Genomic DNA, 19,252 nt, shown 5'->3' with positions numbered 1-19,252 from the left:
CGGTGACTTGCATAGAACGGGGTGGATATGGCTGGCGCTGGCGCCGATGATGGCGCCCGCACCGGCAAGGGCCGAGAATGATCAGGTCCAGCGGGGGCCGACGCCGGAATGGGTGATTCCGTCCGACCTGATGTCGGTGCCCGACGACGCGACAGGTCTGATTTTTGTCCGCCGACAGGATATCGTCGCGCATTTGGACGATCGCGGGCAGGCGCAATATCTTGGCTACCGGATGCGGCTCCTCCATCCCAACGCCCTGCAGCTCGGCAATATCTCGATCGCCTGGAACCCGGTGTCGGGACCGCCGGTCGTCCACATGATCAACGTGCATCGCGATGGCGCTACGATCGACGTCCTCAAAAACGCGTCTTTCGAGATATTGCGCCGCGAGGACCAGCTCGAGGCGGCGATGCTGGACGGCGTTCTGACGGCCGTATTGCGCGTGCCTGACCTGCGTGTCGGCGACGAACTCGAGGTCGGACTGACGACACGGTCGGACGACCCCACGATGGCGAACAATGATTCGGGCTTGCTCTTCCTTCTGTCCAGCCCGCAAGCGGGCCGGTTCCGCCTCGGGCTGAGCTGGGATGAAGGGTATAAGCCGCATGTTCGGATGACCCCCGACATGGCGGCCGTCGCACGGAATGGCGGTCGCAGCGTCGATTTCCTGTTCGACAATCCGGCGACGCTGACGCCGCCAAAGGATGCGCCGGCCCGCTATCAGTGGCAGCGGATCGTCGAATATAGCGATTTCGATGACTGGGCGGCGGTATCAAGGCATTTTGCGCCGCTCTATGCCAAGGCTGCGCGCATTCCCGAGGGGTCGCCGCTCAAGGTTGAAGCGCAGCGAATCGCCGCGGCCCATGCGAACCCGCTCGACCGGGGGGCCGCTGCGCTCAAGCTGGTCCAGCAGGACGTCCGCTATATCTATGTCGGTCTGGGGGACGGAAATCTGACCCCTGCTACGGCCGAAGAAACCTGGCAGCGCCGCTATGGCGATTGCAAGGCCAAGACCGCCTTGCTGATGGGATTGCTCGCCGAATTGGGAATCGAGGCGGAGGCCGTCGTCGTCAATAATCAGAGGAACGACGATGCGTTCGACGAGCGGCTCCCGAATCCGGGATTGTTCGATCATGTCCTCGTCCGTGCGCGGATCGACGGGAAGCAATATTGGATGGACGGCACGCTGCCGCCCGTCGCGATCCCTGCGCTCGATCCGGTAATCGACTATCGGTGGGTCCTGCCGCTCAGCGCGCGCGGCAGCAATCTGGAAAAGCGCGAATGGCGACCGGCCGAAAGGCCCGACGAAATCAACCTGTATGAAATTGATGCGCGCGCCGGTTTCGACCAGCCGGCGCGGGTGACCAGCACGACCATCACGCGCGGCATTGCCGGGCTTCAGCAACAGGCGCTCTTGTCGGGGTTGAGCGCCGATCAGTTGCTTACCGGGCTACGCCAGCAATTCGTGGGCAGCACCTGGCAGACGGTTGACGATGCGAAGTTGAGCTACGACGAAAAGTCCGGAGCGAGCATCCTGACCGTCGTCGGCAAGTGGGAGGTCGACTGGGAGGACGACGGCGATGGAGCGCGGTCGCTCGCGCTGCCTGGCGGCGGATTCAATCCGCCCGAAAAGCGGGTTCGGCCCGCCGACCAGAATCAGGATCTGCCTTTTTTCAACGAGCCCCGCTTCAACTGCTACGTGACGACGGTCCGCCCGCCCTCGACGACGACGGCGGCGAACTGGACATACAAATCCGGCTTCGACACTCACATCTTCGGCCAGAACTATTATCGCGCTTTCGATATTCGCGACGGGTCGATACGGATGGTTCGCGGCTTTCGCGTCGAGAATATGGAGATAGATGCAGCCAGCGCGCGCCGGGACAATGGACGGATTGCGTCCTTTGACAACAGCATGGGCTGGATATTCTATGCGCCGGAGGGCGGAGCCGCACCGAGTTCGGCGCGCAAGCTGGTGCCTGCCACCTATGATTTCGACTGGACCGCCGACAATGTCCCGTGCCTGTCGGCGGCCGCCCTCAATCGCGAAGAAGCTCGTTGATCCCGGTCTTGGCCCGCGTCTGTGCGTCGACGCGCTTGACGATCACCGCGCAATAGAGCGACGGCCCCGGCGTCCCGTCGGGCAGTGGCTTGCCCGGCAGCGATCCCGGCACGACCACCGCATAGGCGGGCACCTCGCCGATAAAGACCTCGCCCGTGGTGCGGTCGACGATCCTGGTCGAGGCGCCCAGATAGACGCCCATCGACAGCACCGCGCCCTCGCGCACGATCACGCCCTCGGCGACCTCGGCGCGCGCGCCGATGAAGGCGCCGTCCTCGATCACGACGGGGCCGGCTTGCAGCGGTTCGAGCACGCCGCCGATCCCCGCGCCGCCCGACAGGTGGACGTTCGCGCCGATCTGCGCGCAGCTGCCCACGGTCGCCCAGGCGTCGACCATCGACCCTTCGCCGACATGAGCGCCGATATTGACGAAGCTCGGCATCAGCACCGCGCCCTTGCTGATATAGGCGCCGCGGCGAACGATCGACCCGGGAACCGCGCGAAAGCCCGCCGCGCGGAAATGGTTCGCGCCCCAGCCCGCGAATTTCGACGGCACCTTGTCCCACCAGGTCGCGCCGCCCGGCCCGCCCTCGATGATCTCCATATCATTGAGGCGGAACGACAGCAGCACGGCCTTCTTGAGCCATTGATTGACCTGCCACGCTCCATCGGCATCGCGGGCCGCGACGCGGAAGCTGCCGTCGTCGAGCCCGGCGATGGCCGTCTCTACCGCTTCGCGCACCGCACCCTGCGTCGCCAACCCCAGCGTGTCGCGGGCCTCCCATGCGGCTTCGATGGTGGCTTGCAGGTCGGTGCTCATGAAATTCCCCAGGGTTGCGGCAAAGAGTCGAGCCAGTCACCGATGTCGTTCACATGGAAATCGACATGGTCCGGCAGGTGGTCGCGATGGCCGCTTTCGCTGCCATTGTCCAGCCACACGGTCGTCATTCCCAGCGCTTTCGCCGGGGTCAGGTTGCGCGCCATATCCTCGACGAACAGGCTGCGCTCCGGATCGATCCCCAGATGGCCGACCATGCTGTCATAGGCCGCGGTCTCGGGCTTGGGGGTATAGGCGGTGATGCGAATGTCACAGATTCCGTCGAACAGGTCGGCGATCCCGCGCGCTTCGAGGACGCGGGCGGCATAGTCGGCGTCGGCGTTGGTGAAGATCAGCCGCCGCCCGGGCAGGCGTTCGAGCCCGGCGCGCAGCCGCGCGTCGGGGGTCAGCCGGTCGAGCGCGATATTGTGGACATAGCGCAGGAAATCCTCGGGATCGACGCCGTGGTGGCGCATCAGTCCCGCCATCGTCGTGCCATGATCGTGGAAATAGAGCTTCTGCACCCGCCGCGCCTCTTCGGCATCGCAGCCGAGCAGCCGCATGATGAACGCGCCCATGCGTTCGTCGATCAGGTCGAACAGCCGCGCCGACGGGTGATAGAGCGTGTTGTCGAGATCGAAGATCCAGCTGTCGATATGGTCGATGCGCGGGGCCATGCCGCGGCGCTTAGGGATTCGGGCGCTCGGGGGCAAGCGCCGCGCGCAGCCGCATCCACTGCGCCAGCTTCGCGTCGAAGCCGACCGTATTCGCGGCGCTGCTCGACGGCAGGTCGATGAGCGTTACCCGCCCGGGATTGCCGATCTGCCGCCGCCCGATCGCCGCCGCCTTGCCGCCGTTGAACGCGACCATCCGAAGCGCGGGGAGGCTCGCGACCAGTTCGGCAAGGTCATGCGCTTCGGCTTCGCGGATGTCGCCGTCGCTGCTCGTGCGCCGTTTGGCGCTGCGGATCACGTCCCACAGGCCGACGCGCGCTGCGACGAGCGCGGCGAGCCGCGCCTGATAGTCGAGGGCCGCGAGCGGGCGGTCGATCACCGCGCCGGCGAGGCGCCAGAACTGGTTCGTCGGATGCGCATAATAGCGGCGTTCGGCGAGCGAGCGGGCGCCCGGCAGGCTGCCGAGAATCAGCAGCCGCGCGTCGGCGGCGACGTGCGGGGCGAAGCTGGCGTGGCGGACGACGGGCATCGGGCCTTCGCTATCCGCCGGATTTCCGGGCCGCAACCCGCTTATCGCTTGACCGGCGAGGGAATCGGAGCTAGGGGCGCCCCCGTTCGAAAGCGGCGGACTTCCGCCGGTTCGGATCACAACAGCGCTTGAACATTGCTGGCGCGGATGGAGCCTCCGGAAGATCAGGACGATCTGCCGGGGTCTTTTGCTGTTACAAGGTCGGCCGTTTTCGCCCTTTCGGGGCGGTCGGGGCCGGAGCTTCATCCTCACGCGGTAGAGTAACCGTTCGCTCCGATGGGCGGACATTTGAAGGTGAAGCATTCATGCCCACGATCAACCAGCTGGTCCGCAAGGGCCGGACGCCGCAAAAGGCGAAGTCCAAGGTCCCGGCGATGGAAGCGAACCCGCAGAAGCGCGGCGTTTGCACCCGTGTCTATACGACGACCCCGAAAAAGCCGAACTCGGCGCTCCGCAAGGTGGCCAAGGTCCGTCTGACCAACGCCCGCGAAGTCATTTCCTACATCCCCGGCGAAGGCCACAACCTGCAGGAACACAGCGTCGTGCTGATCCGCGGCGGCCGCGTGCGCGACCTTCCCGGCGTGCGCTACCACGTCCTGCGCGGCGTGCTCGACACCCAGGGTGTGAAGGACCGCAAGCAGAGCCGTTCGAAATACGGCGCGAAGCGTCCGAAATAAGGACCGCTTTTTCGGCTATTTGATCATCCCGCGAGCGCGCTGCGCCGGGATGCTGTTGTAAAGGAATATCCTATGGCTCGTCGTCGTCGTCCCGAACGCCGCGAAATCCTGCCCGATCCCCGTTTCGGGGATGTCGTGCTGTCCAAGTTCATGAACAGCGTCATGCTCGACGGCAAGAAGTCCGTCGCCGAAAGCATCGTCTATGGCGCGTTGGAAGCGGTCGAAGCCCGCGCGAAGAAGGAACCGCTCGGCGTGTTCCACGAAGCGCTCGCCAACATCCGCCCGAGCATCGAAGTGCGCAGCCGCCGCGTCGGCGGCGCGACCTATCAGGTCCCCGTCGAGGTCCGCCCCGACCGCGCGCAGGCGCTCGCGATCCGCTGGCTGATCACCGCGGCGCGCAACCGCAGCGAGACGACGATGGCCGCGCGCCTGTCGGGCGAGCTGCTCGATGCGTCGAACAACCGCGGCAACGCCGTGAAGAAGCGCGAAGACACGCACCGCATGGCGGAAGCGAACCGCGCCTTCTCGCACTACCGCTGGTAATTGCACGGACGCTCCGGCGTCTCGCAATCGCAACAAATCTTCCTATATCGGGGGCGGCCCTTCCGGCCTCCCCCAAAACCCAAGGAAAAGATCATGGCACGCAGCCATCCGCTCGAACGCTATCGCAATTTCGGTATCATGGCGCACATCGACGCCGGCAAGACCACGACGACCGAGCGCATCCTCTATTACACCGGCAAGTCCTACAAGATCGGCGAAGTCCATGACGGCGCCGCGACGATGGACTGGATGGAGCAGGAGCAGGAACGCGGGATCACCATCACCTCTGCGGCGACCACCTGCCTGTGGAAGGCCGACGAGGGCAAGGGACCCGAGCATCGCCTGAACATCATCGACACCCCCGGACACGTCGACTTCACCATCGAGGTCGAGCGCTCGCTTCGCGTCCTCGACGGCGCGGTCGCGGCGTTCGACGGCGTGGCGGGCGTCGAGCCGCAGTCGGAAACCGTGTGGCGCCAGGCCGAGAAATATCGCGTTCCGCGCATGTGCTTCATCAACAAGCTCGACCGCACCGGCGCCGATTTCTATTATTGCGTCCAGACGATCATCGACCGCCTCGGCGCGGTGCCGGCGGTGCTCTATCTGCCGATCGGCGCCGAAGGCGACTTCAAGGGCCTCGTCGACCTGGTCAATGAGCGCGCGATCATCTGGAAGGACGAGAGCCTCGGCGCCGAATTCTTCTATGAAGAGATTCCCGCCGACCTCAAGGACAAGGCCGCCGAATATCGCGAAAAGCTCGTCGAGCTCGCCGTCGAGCAGGACGATGCCGCGATGGAAGCCTATCTCGAAGGCGAACTGCCCGATGTCGCGACGCTGAAGGCGCTGATCCGCAAGGGCACGCTCGCGCAGGCGTTCGTGCCGGTGCTGTGCGGCTCGGCGTTCAAGAACAAGGGCGTCCAGCCCCTGCTCGACGCGGTGGTCGACTATCTGCCGTCGCCGCTCGACATCCCCGACGTCCAGGGCATCAACCCCGACACCGAGGAAGCCGATTCGCGTCCGACCTCCGACTCGGCGCCGCTGTCGATGCTCGCGTTCAAGATCATGAACGACCCGTTCGTCGGCTCGCTGACCTTCGCGCGCATCTATTCGGGCACGCTCTCGAAGGGCACCTACCTCAATTCGGTGAAGGACAAGAAGGAAAAGATCGGCCGTATGCTCCTCATGCACGCCAACTCGCGTGAGGACATCGAAGAGGCTTATGCGGGCGACATCGTCGCGCTCGCCGGTCTCAAGGAAACCACGACGGGCGACACGATCTGCGCCTCGAACGCGCCGATCATCCTCGAGCGCATGGAATTCCCCGAGCCGGTGATCGAGCTGTCGGTCGAACCCAAGACCAAGGCCGACCAGGAAAAGATGGGCGTCGCGCTCAACCGCCTCGCCGCCGAGGACCCGAGCTTCCGCGTCTCGACCGACCATGAATCGGGCCAGACGATCATCAAGGGCATGGGCGAGCTTCACCTCGACATCCTCGTCGATCGCATGAAGCGCGAGTTCAAGGTCGAAGCGAATGTCGGTGCGCCGCAGGTGGCGTATCGCGAGAGCCTCGCGAAGCCGGTCGAGGTCGACTATACCCACAAGAAGCAGTCGGGCGGCTCGGGCCAGTTCGGCCGCGTCAAGGTGCAGGTCACCCCGGGCGAGCGCGGCAGCGGCATCACCTTCCTTGACGAGATCAAGGGCGGCAACATCCCGCGCGAATATATTCCGGCGGTCGAAAAGGGCTTCCGCGAATCGGCCGAGAACGGACACATGATCGGCTTCCCGATCATCGACTTCGAGATCAAGCTGGTCGACGGCGCCTATCACGACGTCGACTCGTCGGCGCTGGCGTTCGAAATCGCCGGCCGTGCGGCGATGCGCGAAGTCGCGGCGAAGGCGGGCATCAAGCTGCTCGAGCCGGTGATGAAGGTCGAAGTCGTCACCCCCGAGGAGTTCATGGGCGACGTGATCGGCGACCTCAACAGCCGCCGCGGCCAGATCCAGGGCACCGACAGCCGCGGCAATGCGCAGGTGGTCGACGCGATCGTGCCGCTTGCGAATATGTTCGGCTACGTCAACCAGTTGCGCTCGTTCACCCAGGGCCGCGCGCAATATTCGATGCAGTTCTCGCACTATGAAGAAGTGCCGAGCAACGTCGCCGACGAAGTGAAGGCGAAGATGGCCTGACGGGACACGCCGCGCGGACTTGCGCCGCGCGGCAAGACCTACTAAGGGCGGCGCCTGATTCAGCAGGCTCGTCCGGGACTGATCAACTCAACACGCGAACAAGAAGGTTCAAAACATCATGGCTAAGGCTAAATTTGAGCGGACGAAGCCGCACTGCAACATCGGCACCATCGGTCACGTCGACCATGGCAAGACCTCGCTGACCGCAGCGATCTCGAAGGTTCTCGCGGAAACCGGCGGCGGCGCTGCCGTCGACTTCGCGAACATCGACAAGGCGCCCGAAGAGCGCGAGCGCGGCATCACCATCTCGACCGCCCACATCGAATATGAAACCGATGCGCGCCACTATGCGCACGTCGACTGCCCGGGTCACGCCGACTATGTGAAGAACATGATCACCGGCGCCGCGCAGATGGACGGCGCGATCCTCGTCGTGTCGGCCGCCGACGGCCCGATGCCGCAGACCAAGGAGCACATCCTGCTCGCGAAGCAGGTCGGCGTTCCGACCATGGTCGTCTTCCTGAACAAGGTCGACCAGGTCGACGATCCCGAGCTGCTCGAGCTCGTCGAGCTCGAAATCCGTGAAGAGCTTTCGAAGCGCGACTTCGACGGCGACAATATTCCGATCATCGCGGGTTCGGCGCTCGCCGCCCTCGAAGGCCGCGACGACAACATCGGCAAGGAAGCCATCCTGAAGCTGATGGAAGCCGTCGACAGCTGGATTCCGCAGCCCGAGCGTCCGCTCGACAAGCCCTTCCTGATGCCGATCGAGGACGTGTTCTCGATCTCGGGTCGCGGCACCGTCGTCACTGGCCGCGTCGAGACCGGCGTGGTCAAGGTTGGTGAGGAAGTCGAAATCGTCGGCATCAAGGACACCAAGAAGACCACCGTCACCGGCGTCGAAATGTTCCGCAAGCTGCTCGACCAGGGCGAAGCCGGCGACAATATCGGTGCGCTGATCCGCGGCGTCGGCCGCGAAGAGGTGGAGCGCGGCCAGGTCCTCGCGAAGCCGGGCTCGATCACCCCGCACACCGAGTTCACCTCGGAAGTCTATGTCCTGTCGAAGGACGAGGGCGGCCGTCACACGCCCTTCTTTGCGAACTATCGTCCGCAATTCTACTTCCGCACCACCGACGTCACCGGCGAGGTCATCCTCCCCGAGGGCACCGAGATGGTGATGCCGGGCGACAACGTCCAGCTGTCGGTCAAGCTGATCGCCCCGATCGCCATGGACCAGGGTCTGCGCTTCGCGATCCGCGAAGGCGGCCGCACGGTCGGCGCAGGGGTTGTGGCTTCGATCACAAAGTAATATAGGGCCGCGAGCCGCGCGATTCGGACCGATTCGCGCGGCTCGTAGCTTTAGGAATTTCAATGGCCTTGCCGGCCTCCCTGCGGGGGCCGGCATGGGTCATTTCGGCTCTTTCGCATCGTCAGACGGGATTCGACTGGAACAGTCATGGAAACGCAGAATATTCGCATTCGCCTGAAGGCCTTTGATCACCGCGTGCTCGATCAGGCCACCACCGACATCGCCGATACGGCGCGTCGCACCGGAGCGCTTATTCGCGGCCCCATCCCGCTGCCGACGCGTATCGAGAAGTTCACCGTGAACCGCGGCCCGCACATCGACAAGAAGTCGCGCGAGCAGTTCGAGGTGCGCACCCACAAAAGGCTGCTCGACATTGTGCAGCCCACCCCGCAGACGGTCGACGCGCTGATGAAGCTCGACCTCGCCGCGGGCGTGAACGTCGAGATCAAGTTGGCCTAAACGCCAGCGCCGCCCCGGACCGTCGGTTCGGGGTCTCTATCGGCAGGCCGGTTCGCCGCCTGCGCAGACGATAGGGTGGATACCGCCGGTCGCTTCCATCGGAAGCATCAACGACCGGGCTGCGTCCCCCGTCTCGCCGCTTCTCCCTCGGGATGGCGGCACCTCAGCCCGGACGGGGCGATGTATCGAGATTTCGGGCTGGGAGGGTTCCGTAGAGGCTTGCCTCGCCGGGTCCCGCAAGCCGTGCGGAATGGTCCGCCCGGCCTCTGTTGAGGAGTTAAGATCATGCGCACTGGCGTGATCGCGAAGAAAATGGGGATGACCCGCCTGTTTCAGGACGACGGACGCCATGTGCCCGTCACCGTCCTGAGCCTCGAAGGCTGCCAGGTCGTCTCCGTGCGCGATAAGGAACGCGACGGCTATGTGGCGGTCGCACTGGGTGCCGGCTCGGCGAAGGCGAAGAATGTCGCCAAGCCGCAGCGTGGCGCCTATGGCAAGGCCGAGGTCGAGCCGAAGGCGAAGGTCGCGGAATTCCGCGTCGCCGACGATGCCGCCCTCGACGTCGGTGCCGAGCTGTCGGCCGACCATTTCGTCGCCGGCCAGATGGTCGACATCCAGGGCGTCACCCAGGGCAAGGGTTTCGCCGGTGCGATGAAGCGTTGGGGTTTCGGCGGTATGCGCGCCAGCCACGGCGTCTCGATCAGCCACCGTGCGCATGGTTCGACGGGTAACCGCCAGGATCCGGGCCGCGTCTTCAAGAACAAGAAGATGGCCGGCCACATGGGCGCGCGCAACCGCACCCAGCAGAATCTCGAAATCGTCCGCACCGACGTCGAGCGCGGCCTCCTCTTCGTCAAGGGCTCGGTCCCCGGCTCGAAGGGCGGCTGGCTGATGGTCCGCGATGCGGTCAAGCTGCCGCGCCACCCCGATGCCCCCTATCCGGCGGGCCTGAAGAGCGCGGCGAACAGCAACCAGCAAGCCCCGGCTGACGCGCCGGTCGAAACGCCGGCCGAAGACGCCGTCGTCGACACCGCGGCCACCGACGGCGCACAGGAGTCCTGATCATGAAGGTCAAGGTTCAGACCATCGACGGCAAGGCCGGCGCCGACATCGACCTCAACGACGATGTCTTCGGCGTCGATCCGCGCGCCGACATCCTGCACCGCGTCGTCGCCTGGCAGCTCGAAAAGCGCCGCGCTCCCGCGCGTGCCGCGCGCGAGCGCAGCGACGTTGCCCGCACCGGCAAGAAATTCGGTCGCCAGAAGGGCGGCGGCACCGCGCGTCACGGCGACCGCAAGGCCCCGATCTTCATCGGCGGCGGCAAGGCGCACGGCCCGCGGGCGCGCACCTTCGGCCACTCGCTGAACAAGAAGATCCGCGCCCTCGGCCTCAAGATGGCTTTGAGCGACAAGGCGAAGGGCGGCAAGCTCGTCGTTCTCGATACGCTCGAACTCAAGGACGCGAAGACGAAGGCGCTCGCCGGCAAGCTCGGCAAGCTCGACCTCGGGGGCCGCGCGCTCTTCATCGACGGCGACGCCGTTCACGACAGCTTCGTCAAGGCGTCGGCGAACATCGTCGGTGTCGACGCGCTGCCCGCGATCGGTGCCAACGTCTATGACATCATGCGCGCCGACACGCTGGTCCTGACCCGCGCGGCGGTCGAAAAGCTGGAGGCACGCTGCAATGGCTAAGGCAAAAACCATCGAAGCGCGTCACTATGACGTGATCCTGTCGCCGGTGATCACCGAAAAGTCGACGCTGCTCAGCGAAAATGACGCGGTCGTTTTCCGCGTCGCGAACGACGCGACGAAGCCCGCGATCAAGGCGGCGGTCGAAGCGCTGTTCGACGTCAAGGTCGTCAGCGTCAACACGCTCGTCACCAAGGGCAAGACCAAGCGCTGGAAGGGCAAGCCCTACACGCGCAGCGACGTGAAGAAGGCGATCGTCCGCCTGGCCGAAGGCCAGTCGATCGACGTCACCACGGGCGTCTGAGCGCGCACGGGAAGGCAAAGAAAATGGCACTCAAATCCTATAATCCGACCAGCCCCGCGCAGCGCGGCCTGATCCTGATCGACCGGTCGAACCTGTGGAAGGGCAAGCCCGTCAAGGCGCTGACCGAAGGCAAGACCAAGACCGGCGGCCGCAACAACAAGGGCCATGTCACGTCGCGCGGTATCGGCGGCGGTCACAAGCAGCGCTATCGCGTCGTCGATTTCAAGCGTCGCAAGTGGGGCATGCCCGCGACCGTCGAGCGGCTCGAATATGACCCGAACCGCACCGCCTTCATCGCGCTGATCAAATATGAGGACGGCACCCTCGCCTATATCCTCGCGCCGCAGCGCCTGGGCGTCGGCGACACGGTGATCGCCGACAAGAAGACCGACGTGAAGCCGGGCAATGCGATGGAACTCGCGCAGATGCCGGTCGGCACGATCGTCCATAATATCGAGATGAAGCCGGGCAAGGGCGGCCAGATCGCCCGCTCGGCCGGCACCTATGCGCAGGTCGTCGGCCGCGACCGCGGCCTCGTCATCGTGCGTCTCGGCTCGGGCGAGCAGCGCTATATCCGCGGCGAGTGCATGGGCACGGTCGGTGCGGTGTCGAACCCCGACAACACCAACCAGACGCTGGCGAAGGCCGGCCGCCGCCGCTGGATGGGCAAGCGCCCGCTGACCCGCGGCGTCGCCAAGAACCCGGTCGACCACCCGCACGGCGGTGGTGAAGGCCGCACCTCGGGCGGCCGCCATCCGGTGACCCCGTGGGGCAAGCCGACCAAGGGCGCCCGCACGCGCAACAACAAGCAGACCGACAAGATGATCATCCGGTCGCGTCACGCGAAGAAGAAGAGGTAAGTCATGGCTCGCTCGGTCTGGAAGGGTCCGTTCGTGGACCTTCATCTTCTCAAGAAAGCCGAAGCGGCTCAGGACGGCGGCAGCTCTGCCCCGATCAAGACCTGGTCGCGCCGGTCCACCATCCTGCCGCAGTTCGTCGGCCTGACCTTCAACGTCTACAACGGCCGCAAGTTCGTGCCGGTGTCGGTGAACGAGGACATGGTCGGCATGAAGCTGGGTGAATTTGCGCCGACGCGCTTCTTCCCCGGCCACGCGGCCGACAAGAAGGGCAAACGCTAATGGGCAAGGAAAAGTCCCCCCGCCGCGTTGCGGATAATGAGGCGCTTTCGGTCGGCACGCAGATCCGCGGCTCGGCGCAGAAGCTGAACCTCGTCGCCGCGCTGATCCGCGGCCGCCGTGTCGAAGACGCGATGAACATCCTCGCTTTCTCGAAGCGGGCGATGGCGGTCGACGTGCGCAAGGTTCTGGCCAGCGCCGTCGCCAACGCGGAAAACAACCACAACCTCGACGTCGACGCGCTCGTCGTCAAGGAAGCGAGCGTCGGCAAGGCGTTCACGATGAAGCGCTGGCACGCACGCGGCCGCGGCAAATCGACCCGCATCGAAAAGCCGTTCAGCCGCATCCGCATCGTCGTGCGCGAACAGGAAGAAGAGGCGTAAGATGGGCCAGAAGAGCAATCCGATCGGCCTGCGCCTGCAGGTCAACCGCACCTGGGACAGCCGCTGGTTCGCCGAAGGGCAGGACTATGGCCGTATGCTGGTCGAGGATCTGAAGATCCGCAAGTTCATCTTCAAGGCGCTGCCGCAGGCCGCGATCTCGAAGGTGGTGATCGAGCGTCCCGCGAAGCTGTGCCGCGTGTCGATCTATGCCGCCCGCCCGGGCGTCATCATCGGCAAGAAGGGCGCCGACATCGAAAAGCTGCGCAAGACGCTCGGCGAAATGACGGGCAGCGACGTGTCGCTGAACATCGTCGAGATCCGCAAGCCCGAAGTCGACGCCAAGCTCGTCGCGCAGGGCATTGCCGACCAGCTCGAGCGCCGCGTGGCGTTCCGCCGCGCGATGAAGCGCGCGGTGCAGTCGGCGATGCGCCTCGGCGCCGAGGGCATCCGGATCAACTGCGCCGGCCGTCTCGGCGGCGCGGAAATCGCGCGCACCGAATGGTATCGCGAAGGCCGCGTGCCGCTGCACACGCTGCGCGCCAATGTCGACTATGCCGAGGCCGAAGCCCACACCGCCTATGGCGTGTGCGGGATCAAGGTCTGGATCTTCAAGGGCGAGATCCTCGGCCATGACCCGATGGCGACCGACCGGCTGATGCTCGACGCACAGACGTCGGGCGTGCGCCCGGCGCGCGATGACCGCCGCTAAGGAACGCTGACATGCTGCAACCGAAGAAAACCAAGTTCCGCAAGGCCTTCAAGGGCCGCATCCACGGCAATGCCAAGGGCGGCACCAGCCTGAACTTCGGCTCCTACGGGCTGAAGGCGATGGAACCCGAGCGCATCACCGCGCGCCAGATCGAAGCGGCCCGCCGCGCGATCAGCCGTGCGATCAAGCGCCAGGGCCGTTTGTGGATCCGCGTGTTCCCCGACGTCCCCGTGTCGTCGAAGCCCGCCGAAGTCCGTATGGGCAAGGGCAAGGGTTCGCCGGAATTCTGGGCCGCGCGCGTCAAGCCCGGCCGCATCCTGTTCGAACTCGACGGCGTCCCCGGCCCGGTGGCCGCGCTGGCGTTCGAACGCGCGGCGATGAAGCTGCCGATCAAGACGAAGGTCGTCGCCCGCCTCGGCGACACCTCGCACCTGGAGGGTTGAGGGCCATGGCCAAGACCGAAGATGTGACCAAGAAGACCGACGACCAGCTGGCCGAACAGCTGGGCGAGCTGAAGCGCGAGGCGTTCAACCTGCGCTTTCAGGCCGCCACCGGCCAGCTCGAAAAGGCGTCGCGGGTCAAGGACGTGCGGCGCTCGATCGCCCGCATCAAGACCGAGCAGACCGCGCGCGTTCGCGCGGCTGCCGCGAAGTAAGGAGACTGTCATGCCGAAGCGCATTCTGACCGGCACGGTGGTGTCCGACAAGGGCGACAAGACCGTCGTGGTGAAGGTCGAACGGAAGGTGAAGCACCCGCTCTACGGGAAGATCATCCGCCGCTCGAAGAAATATCACGCCCACGATGAGGACAACGCCATCAAGGCCGGCGAAACCGTCCGCATCGAGGAAACGAAGCCCTATTCGAAGCTGAAGACGTGGAAGGTTCTCGACAAGGTCGAAACCTCGACCAAGCCGAAGGCCGCCGCGGCTCCGGGCGAAGCCGAAGCGTAAGAGATTCACGGAACCGCCGGGACGGCCCGGTAGGCCAAGGAAGAAGGAAATGCATCGATGATCCAGATGCAGTCACAATTGGAAGTCGCCGACAACAGCGGCGCGAAGCGCGTCCAGTGCATCAAGGTGCTGGGCGGGTCGAAGCGTCGCACCGCCGGCGTCGGCGACGTCATCGTCGTGTCGATCAAGGAAGCGCAGCCGCGCGGCAAGGTGAAGAAGGGCGACGTGCATCGCGCCGTCATCGTCCGCACCGCCAAGGACGTGCGCCGCGCCGACGGCTCGGTGATCCGTTTCGACAGCAATGCCGCCGTGCTCGTCAACAAGAATGAAGAGCCGATCGGCACCCGTATCTTCGGCCCCGTCGTCCGCGAACTGCGCGGCCGCGGCTATATGAAGATCATCAGCCTGGCGCCGGAGGTGCTTTGACCATGGGTATGGCCAAGATCAAGAAGGGTGACACCGTCGTCGTCCTGTCCGGCAAGGACAAGGGCAAGACCGGCGAAGTGACGCAGAGCCTGCCGAAGGACGGCAAGGTCGTCGTCGCGGGCGTCAACATCATCACCCGCCACAAGAAGCCGAGCCAGCAGGACCCGCAGGGCGGCCTCGAGCGCAAGGAAGCGCCGCTTCACGTCAGCAAGGTCGCGGTTGCCGACCCCAAGACGGGCAAGCCGACGCGCGTCCGCTTCGAAACCAGGGACGGCAAGAAGGTCCGTGTGGCCGTGAAGTCCGGGGAGACCATCAATGGCTGACAAATACACCCCGCGCATGAAGTCGCTCTATGACGACAAGATCGTCAAGGCGATGACCGAGAAATTCGGTTACAAAAATGCGATGGAAGTCCCGAAGATCGAGAAGATCACGCTCAACATGGGCGTGGGCGACGCGGTTCAGGACAAGAAGAAGGTCGAGACCGCCGCTTCGGAAATGGAGCTGATCGCGGGGCAGAAGCCCGTGATCACCAAGGCGAAGAAGTCGATCGCGGGCTTCAAGCTGCGCGAAGGCATGCCGATCGGCTGCAAGGTCACGCTGCGCCGCGAACGCATGTACGAGTTCCTCGATCGCCTGATCACGATCGCGATGCCGCGCATCCGCGACTTCCGCGGCGTGTCGGCGAAGAGCTTCGACGGCCGCGGCAACTATGCGCTCGGTCTCAAGGAACAGATCATCTTCCCCGAGATCAACTATGACCGCATCGACACGGTGCGCGGCATGGACGTGATCGTCACCACCACCGCTCGCACGGATGAAGAGGCCCGCGAACTGCTCCGGCTGTTCGGCTTCCCCTTCCCGATCGAAGCGCAGGAAAAGGAAGCCGCCTGATTCCCGCTGGGAAACAGGCCGTGCTCTCTCAAGAAGGAAAGAGAACTTAAGTCATGGCGAAACTGAGTTCGGTGAACAAGAACGAGCGTCGCAAGAAGCTGGTGAAGAAATATGCCGGCCGCTACGCGAAGTTGAAGGCCATTGCGGCCGACACCTCGCTCGACGATGGCGAGCGCCTGATCGCGCGCCTGAAGATGGCGGAAATCCCGCGCAACGGCAACCCGACCCGCATCCGCAACCGGTGCGAGCTGACGGGCCGTCCGCGCGCCTATTATCGCAAGTTCCGGCTTTGCCGTGTGCAGCTCCGCGATCTGGCCAACAAGGGCCTGATCCCCGGTGTTGTGAAGTCGAGCTGGTAAGGAAGACGCAAGATGGCAATGACCGATCCTTTGGGTGATATGCTCACCCGCATCCGCAACGGCCAGCAGGCGAAGAAGGACAGCGTCCTGACGCCGGCTTCGACCTTGCGCGTCCGCGTTCTCGATGTGCTCCAGCGCGAAGGCTATATCCGCGGCTACAGCGAAGAAATGCTGGGCGCCAAGGGCCAGCACAAGGGCATCCGCATCGAGCTCAAATATTTCGAGGGCCAGCCGGCGATCCGCCACGTGGCCCGCGTCTCGAAGCCGGGCCGCCGCGTCTATTCGGGCTCGAAAGAGCTGCCGATCGTGCGCAACGGGCTGGGCATCACCATCGTGTCGACGCCGCGCGGCGTGCTCTCGGACGCCGAGGCGCGCGAGCATAATGTCGGCGGCGAAGTGCTGGCGGAGGTGTTCTGATGTCGCGCATCGGTAAAAAGGCAGTCGCGATCCCCGGCGGTGTCACCGCCGCGATCGACGGCGGCGAGCTGTCGGTGAAGGGTCCGAAGGGCACGCTGGCGATGCCGCTGTCCGACCTCATCAAATATGAAGTCGGCGAGGGCGCCATTTCGGTCCAGCCCGCGAACGACAGCCGCGAAGCGCGCGCCTTCTGGGGCATGCAGCGCACGCTGGTGCAGAATCTCGTCACGGGCGTGACCGAGGGCTTCACCAAGGTGCTCGAGATCAGCGGCGTCGGCTATCGCGCCAATTCGCAGGGCAAGACGCTGAAGCTGCAGCTCGGCTACAGCCACGATGTCGATTTCGCGGTGCCCGAAGGCATCGAGATCAAGACGCCGGACAATACGACGATCGAGATCAGCGGCATCGACAAGCAGAAGGTCGGCCAGGTCGCGGCGGAAATCCGCCGTTGGCGCAAGCCCGAACCCTATAAGGGCAAGGGCATCAAATATCGCGGCGAGTACATCTTCCGCAAAGAAGGCAAGAAGAAGTAAGCCATGGCACATCTTACCCCTTTCGAAAAACGCCGCCAGCGCGTGCGTACCGCGCTCCGCAAGCGTGCCGCCGGCCGTCCGCGCCTTTCGGTGCATCGCTCGGGCCGTCACATCTACGCGCAGCTCATCGATGACGCCGCCGGCACGACGCTGGCCGCGGCTTCGACGCTCGACAAGGATGTCCGCGGCAAGGTTTCCGGCGCGACCGCCGCGGCGGCCGCCGATGTCGGCAAGCGCCTCGCCGAAGCCGCGAAGAAGGCGGGCGTGACGCAGGTCGTGTTCGACCGTGGCGGCTTCCTGTTCCACGGGCGCATCAAGGCGCTGGCCGACGCGGCCCGTGAAGGCGGATTGGAGTTTTAATGATGGCAGACGAAGTTCAGAACGCCGAAGGCGCGCCCGAGGCGACGACCGAAAACACCGGTGCCCCGGCGCGCCGTGGCCGTGGCGGCCGCGACGGCGGACGCGGCGGCCGTGACGGTGGCCGCGGCCGCCGCGACGATCGTCGCCCGCGCGACGAGGATGGCGGCGAAGAGCTGATCGAGAAGCTCGTCCACATCAACCGCGTCTCGAAGACGGTGAAGGGCGGCAAGCGCTTCGGTTTCGCGGCGCTCGTCGTCGTCGGCGACGGCAAGGGCCGCGCGGGCTTCGGCCACGGCAAGGCCCGCGAGGTTCCCGAAGCGATTTCGAAGGCGACCGCCGCGGCGAAGAAGGCGATGATCCGCGTTCCGCTGCGCGACGGCCGTACGCTGCATCACGACGGTCGCGGCCACTTCGGCGCGGGCAAGGTGACGCTGCGTTCGGCGCCTGCCGGGACCGGCATCATCGCCGGCGGTCCGATGCGCGCCGTGTTCGAATCGCTGGGCGTTGCCGATGTGGTGACCAAGTCGGTCGGCACGTCGAACCCCTATAACATGATCCGCGCGACCTTCGAGGCGCTCGGCGAGCAGACCAGCCCGAAGGCGGTTGCGCAGCGTCGCGGCAAGAAGGTGTCGGACCTCATCAAGCGCGGCGGTGCGTCCGATCGCGCGGCCGAGGCCGAAGCCGCGGCGGTGACGGAGTAAGACCATGGCCGACAAGACAATCAAGATTCGCCAGATCGGCTCGCCGATCCGCCGGCCGAAGGACCAGCGTGCCATCCTGACCGGGCTCGGGCTCGGCAAGATGCACCGCGAGGTCGAGCTGGTCGACACCCCCGAAGTGCGCGGCATGCTCCGCAAGGTGCCGCACATGGTGGAAATCGTCGAGGGCTGAGCCGCGATGAAGCTCTATCGCCTGTTGACCGGTCCCGACGACAGCGCCTTTTGCGCCCGCGTCGAGGGGCTGCTCAACCGGGGATGGCAGCTTCATGGCAGCCCCTCGATCACCAATGTCGATGGTCGCGGCTATGTCGCCCAGGCCATCGTGATGGAAAAGGCGGGACCCTATACGGGGTTCCAGCCTTCGAGCGAAATCGAACCGGACTGAGCTTTCAGTCCCTAGCGCGAACACAGCGAAAGCGAGTGCAACATGACTATCAAACTGAACGACCTTCGTGACAATAACGGCGCCCGCAAGGGCCGGATGCGCGTCGGACGCGGCATCGGCTCGGGCAAGGGCAAGACCGCCGGCCGCGGCCAGAAGGGCCAGAAGGCGCGCAGCGGCGTCGCGATCAACGGCTTCGAGGGCGGCCAGATGCCGCTCCACATGCGCATCCCGAAGCGCGGCTTCAACAACATCTTCGCCAAGGATTTCGCGATCGTGAACCTCGGCCAGGTGCAGAAGCTGGTCGATGCGAAGAAGCTCGATCCGAAGAAGACGGTCGATCACGACGCGCTGAAGGCCGCGGGCGTCGCGCGCGGCGGCAAGGACGGCGTCCGTCTGCTCGCCAAGGGCGAACTGACCGCCAAGCTGAATTTCGCCGTCGCCGGCGCGTCGAAGGGCGCGATCGAGGCGGTCGAAAAGGCCGGCGGCAAGGTCGAACTGCCTGCCGCTCCGGCTGAGGAAGCCAAGGGCGAGTGAACCGACTCACCCCTCCCCTTCAGGGGAGGGGCAACGAGACTTGCGAGCTCGCTCGCTAGTCGCAGTGGGGTGGTGCCCTCGGGCTTGGCATAAGGCCGTGCACACCGCCCCCAACCCTTCCTCCGAAGAGGACGGGCTTAAATGAGGGCCTTTCCCCTTGCGCTTCGTGCCCTCCGAACGCACATAGGCGCCCGGGTC

General features: G+C 65.2%; 30 protein-coding genes. 27 read left to right on the top strand and 3 right to left on the bottom strand.

Annotated elements, in window-relative coordinates; genetic code table 11:
• The first annotated feature begins 46 nt into the window (after positions 1-46).
• Complete coding sequence (locus KNJ79_RS21915) at positions 47-2,062, top strand: DUF3857 domain-containing transglutaminase family protein (protein ID WP_317154020.1); 2,016 nt, start codon at positions 47-49, stop codon at positions 2,060-2,062.
• On the opposite strand, the gene dapD is transcribed toward KNJ79_RS21915, so the two are convergent.
• Genes dapD through KNJ79_RS21900 form a run of 3 tightly spaced genes read right to left on the bottom strand, consistent with a single transcriptional unit; the run spans position 2,040 to position 4,082 of the window.
• Entirely contained in the window at positions 2,040-2,882 is an 843-nt protein-coding gene (gene dapD, locus KNJ79_RS21910) for a 2,3,4,5-tetrahydropyridine-2,6-dicarboxylate N-succinyltransferase (protein ID WP_317154019.1), read from the bottom strand. The two genes, KNJ79_RS21915 and dapD, sit on opposite strands and share 23 nt — an antisense overlap.
• On the bottom strand, positions 2,879-3,556 hold the full coding sequence (locus KNJ79_RS21905; RefSeq protein WP_317154018.1) for a pyrimidine 5'-nucleotidase: 678 nt from the start codon (positions 3,554-3,556) through the stop codon (positions 2,879-2,881). Before KNJ79_RS21905 ends, dapD begins: the two co-directional genes overlap by 4 nt.
• A 10-nt stretch (positions 3,557-3,566) precedes the next feature.
• Positions 3,567-4,082, bottom strand: a complete 516-nt coding sequence (locus KNJ79_RS21900) for a DNA-deoxyinosine glycosylase (protein WP_317154017.1) — start codon at positions 4,080-4,082, stop codon at positions 3,567-3,569.
• Between the two features lie 305 nt (positions 4,083-4,387).
• On the opposite strand from KNJ79_RS21900, the gene rpsL reads away from it, so the two are divergent.
• The 26 genes from rpsL to rplO all read left to right on the top strand — a co-directional run bounded on the left by rpsL (position 4,388) and on the right by rplO (position 19,054).
• Positions 4,388-4,759, top strand: coding sequence for a 30S ribosomal protein S12 (rpsL, locus tag KNJ79_RS21895; protein ID WP_089216050.1), 372 nt, complete (start codon positions 4,388-4,390; stop codon positions 4,757-4,759).
• A 72-nt stretch (positions 4,760-4,831) separates the two neighbouring features.
• Entirely contained in the window at positions 4,832-5,302 is a 471-nt protein-coding gene (rpsG, locus tag KNJ79_RS21890; RefSeq protein WP_089216049.1) for a 30S ribosomal protein S7, read from the top strand.
• Positions 5,303-5,395: 93 nt separating this feature from the next.
• On the top strand, positions 5,396-7,489 hold the full coding sequence (gene fusA, locus KNJ79_RS21885; RefSeq protein WP_317154016.1) for an elongation factor G: 2,094 nt from the start codon (positions 5,396-5,398) through the stop codon (positions 7,487-7,489).
• Between the two features lie 118 nt (positions 7,490-7,607).
• Positions 7,608-8,798: an elongation factor Tu gene (tuf, locus tag KNJ79_RS21880; protein ID WP_089216047.1), complete on the top strand. Its 1,191-nt coding sequence runs from the start codon at positions 7,608-7,610 to the stop codon at positions 8,796-8,798.
• A gap of 147 nt (positions 8,799-8,945) precedes the next feature.
• A complete protein-coding gene (gene rpsJ, locus KNJ79_RS21875; protein WP_011543089.1) occupies positions 8,946-9,257 on the top strand; it encodes a 30S ribosomal protein S10 in 312 nt (103 codons plus the stop codon).
• Between the two features lie 285 nt (positions 9,258-9,542).
• Positions 9,543-10,319, top strand: a complete 777-nt coding sequence (gene rplC, locus KNJ79_RS21870) for a 50S ribosomal protein L3 (RefSeq protein ID WP_089216046.1) — start codon at positions 9,543-9,545, stop codon at positions 10,317-10,319.
• 2 nt (positions 10,320-10,321) lie between these two features.
• Positions 10,322-10,948 (top strand): 50S ribosomal protein L4, encoded by a 627-nt coding sequence (gene rplD, locus KNJ79_RS21865; RefSeq protein WP_317154015.1) that lies wholly within the window; start codon positions 10,322-10,324, stop codon positions 10,946-10,948.
• Entirely contained in the window at positions 10,941-11,249 is a 309-nt protein-coding gene (locus KNJ79_RS21860) for a 50S ribosomal protein L23 (protein WP_089216044.1), read from the top strand. Before rplD ends, KNJ79_RS21860 begins: the two co-directional genes overlap by 8 nt.
• Before the next feature lie 23 nt (positions 11,250-11,272).
• Positions 11,273-12,109 carry a 50S ribosomal protein L2 gene (gene rplB, locus KNJ79_RS21855; protein ID WP_089216043.1) on the top strand — a complete coding sequence of 279 codons (837 nt, stop codon included), beginning with the start codon at positions 11,273-11,275 and terminating at the stop codon, positions 12,107-12,109.
• Between the two features lie 3 nt (positions 12,110-12,112).
• Positions 12,113-12,388 carry a 30S ribosomal protein S19 gene (gene rpsS, locus KNJ79_RS21850; protein WP_003042215.1) on the top strand — a complete coding sequence of 92 codons (276 nt, stop codon included), beginning with the start codon at positions 12,113-12,115 and terminating at the stop codon, positions 12,386-12,388.
• Entirely contained in the window at positions 12,388-12,768 is a 381-nt protein-coding gene (gene rplV / locus KNJ79_RS21845) for a 50S ribosomal protein L22 (RefSeq protein WP_067108769.1), read from the top strand. The genes rpsS and rplV overlap by 1 nt, the downstream gene beginning before the upstream one ends.
• A gap of 1 nt (position 12,769) precedes the next feature.
• On the top strand, positions 12,770-13,477 hold the full coding sequence (gene rpsC / locus KNJ79_RS21840) for a 30S ribosomal protein S3 (RefSeq protein WP_089216041.1): 708 nt from the start codon (positions 12,770-12,772) through the stop codon (positions 13,475-13,477).
• 11 nt (positions 13,478-13,488) lie between these two features.
• Positions 13,489-13,920, top strand: coding sequence for a 50S ribosomal protein L16 (rplP, locus tag KNJ79_RS21835; protein WP_089216040.1), 432 nt, complete (start codon positions 13,489-13,491; stop codon positions 13,918-13,920).
• 5 nt (positions 13,921-13,925) lie between these two features.
• Entirely contained in the window at positions 13,926-14,132 is a 207-nt protein-coding gene (rpmC, locus tag KNJ79_RS21830; RefSeq protein WP_089216039.1) for a 50S ribosomal protein L29, read from the top strand.
• A 10-nt stretch (positions 14,133-14,142) separates the two neighbouring features.
• The gene (gene rpsQ / locus KNJ79_RS21825; RefSeq protein ID WP_317154014.1) at positions 14,143-14,427 is read left to right on the top strand and encodes a 30S ribosomal protein S17; all 285 of its coding nucleotides are present in this window, start codon (positions 14,143-14,145) and stop codon (positions 14,425-14,427) included.
• A gap of 57 nt (positions 14,428-14,484) precedes the next feature.
• Positions 14,485-14,853 (top strand): 50S ribosomal protein L14, encoded by a 369-nt coding sequence (gene rplN / locus KNJ79_RS21820; RefSeq protein ID WP_011543078.1) that lies wholly within the window; start codon positions 14,485-14,487, stop codon positions 14,851-14,853.
• Between the two features lie 2 nt (positions 14,854-14,855).
• Positions 14,856-15,176 carry a 50S ribosomal protein L24 gene (gene rplX, locus KNJ79_RS21815; protein ID WP_089216037.1) on the top strand — a complete coding sequence of 107 codons (321 nt, stop codon included), beginning with the start codon at positions 14,856-14,858 and terminating at the stop codon, positions 15,174-15,176.
• Positions 15,169-15,747, top strand: a complete 579-nt coding sequence (gene rplE / locus KNJ79_RS21810; RefSeq protein WP_089216036.1) for a 50S ribosomal protein L5 — start codon at positions 15,169-15,171, stop codon at positions 15,745-15,747. Before rplX ends, rplE begins: the two co-directional genes overlap by 8 nt.
• A 53-nt stretch (positions 15,748-15,800) precedes the next feature.
• Positions 15,801-16,106 carry a 30S ribosomal protein S14 gene (rpsN, locus tag KNJ79_RS21805; protein ID WP_058454356.1) on the top strand — a complete coding sequence of 102 codons (306 nt, stop codon included), beginning with the start codon at positions 15,801-15,803 and terminating at the stop codon, positions 16,104-16,106.
• A 12-nt stretch (positions 16,107-16,118) separates the two neighbouring features.
• Complete coding sequence (rpsH, locus tag KNJ79_RS21800; protein WP_089216035.1) at positions 16,119-16,523, top strand: 30S ribosomal protein S8; 405 nt, start codon at positions 16,119-16,121, stop codon at positions 16,521-16,523.
• Positions 16,523-17,056, top strand: coding sequence for a 50S ribosomal protein L6 (gene rplF, locus KNJ79_RS21795; RefSeq protein WP_089216034.1), 534 nt, complete (start codon positions 16,523-16,525; stop codon positions 17,054-17,056). Before rpsH ends, rplF begins: the two co-directional genes overlap by 1 nt.
• Before the next feature lie 3 nt (positions 17,057-17,059).
• Positions 17,060-17,416 (top strand): 50S ribosomal protein L18, encoded by a 357-nt coding sequence (gene rplR, locus KNJ79_RS21790; RefSeq protein WP_089216033.1) that lies wholly within the window; start codon positions 17,060-17,062, stop codon positions 17,414-17,416.
• A gap of 2 nt (positions 17,417-17,418) precedes the next feature.
• Positions 17,419-18,117: a 30S ribosomal protein S5 gene (rpsE, locus tag KNJ79_RS21785; RefSeq protein ID WP_089216032.1), complete on the top strand. Its 699-nt coding sequence runs from the start codon at positions 17,419-17,421 to the stop codon at positions 18,115-18,117.
• A 4-nt stretch (positions 18,118-18,121) separates the two neighbouring features.
• Positions 18,122-18,307: a 50S ribosomal protein L30 gene (gene rpmD / locus KNJ79_RS21780; RefSeq protein ID WP_089216031.1), complete on the top strand. Its 186-nt coding sequence runs from the start codon at positions 18,122-18,124 to the stop codon at positions 18,305-18,307.
• Positions 18,308-18,313: 6 nt separating this feature from the next.
• Positions 18,314-18,520 (top strand): DUF1737 domain-containing protein, encoded by a 207-nt coding sequence (locus tag KNJ79_RS21775; RefSeq protein WP_089216030.1) that lies wholly within the window; start codon positions 18,314-18,316, stop codon positions 18,518-18,520.
• A gap of 42 nt (positions 18,521-18,562) precedes the next feature.
• A complete protein-coding gene (gene rplO / locus KNJ79_RS21770) occupies positions 18,563-19,054 on the top strand; it encodes a 50S ribosomal protein L15 (protein WP_317154013.1) in 492 nt (163 codons plus the stop codon).
• Positions 19,055-19,252: the final 198 nt, after the last annotated feature.

Source organism: Sphingopyxis indica, assembly GCF_032879645.1.
GTDB lineage: Bacteria > Pseudomonadota > Alphaproteobacteria > Sphingomonadales > Sphingomonadaceae > Sphingopyxis > Sphingopyxis indica.
This window is presented reverse-complemented; position numbering and strand designations above follow the sequence as displayed.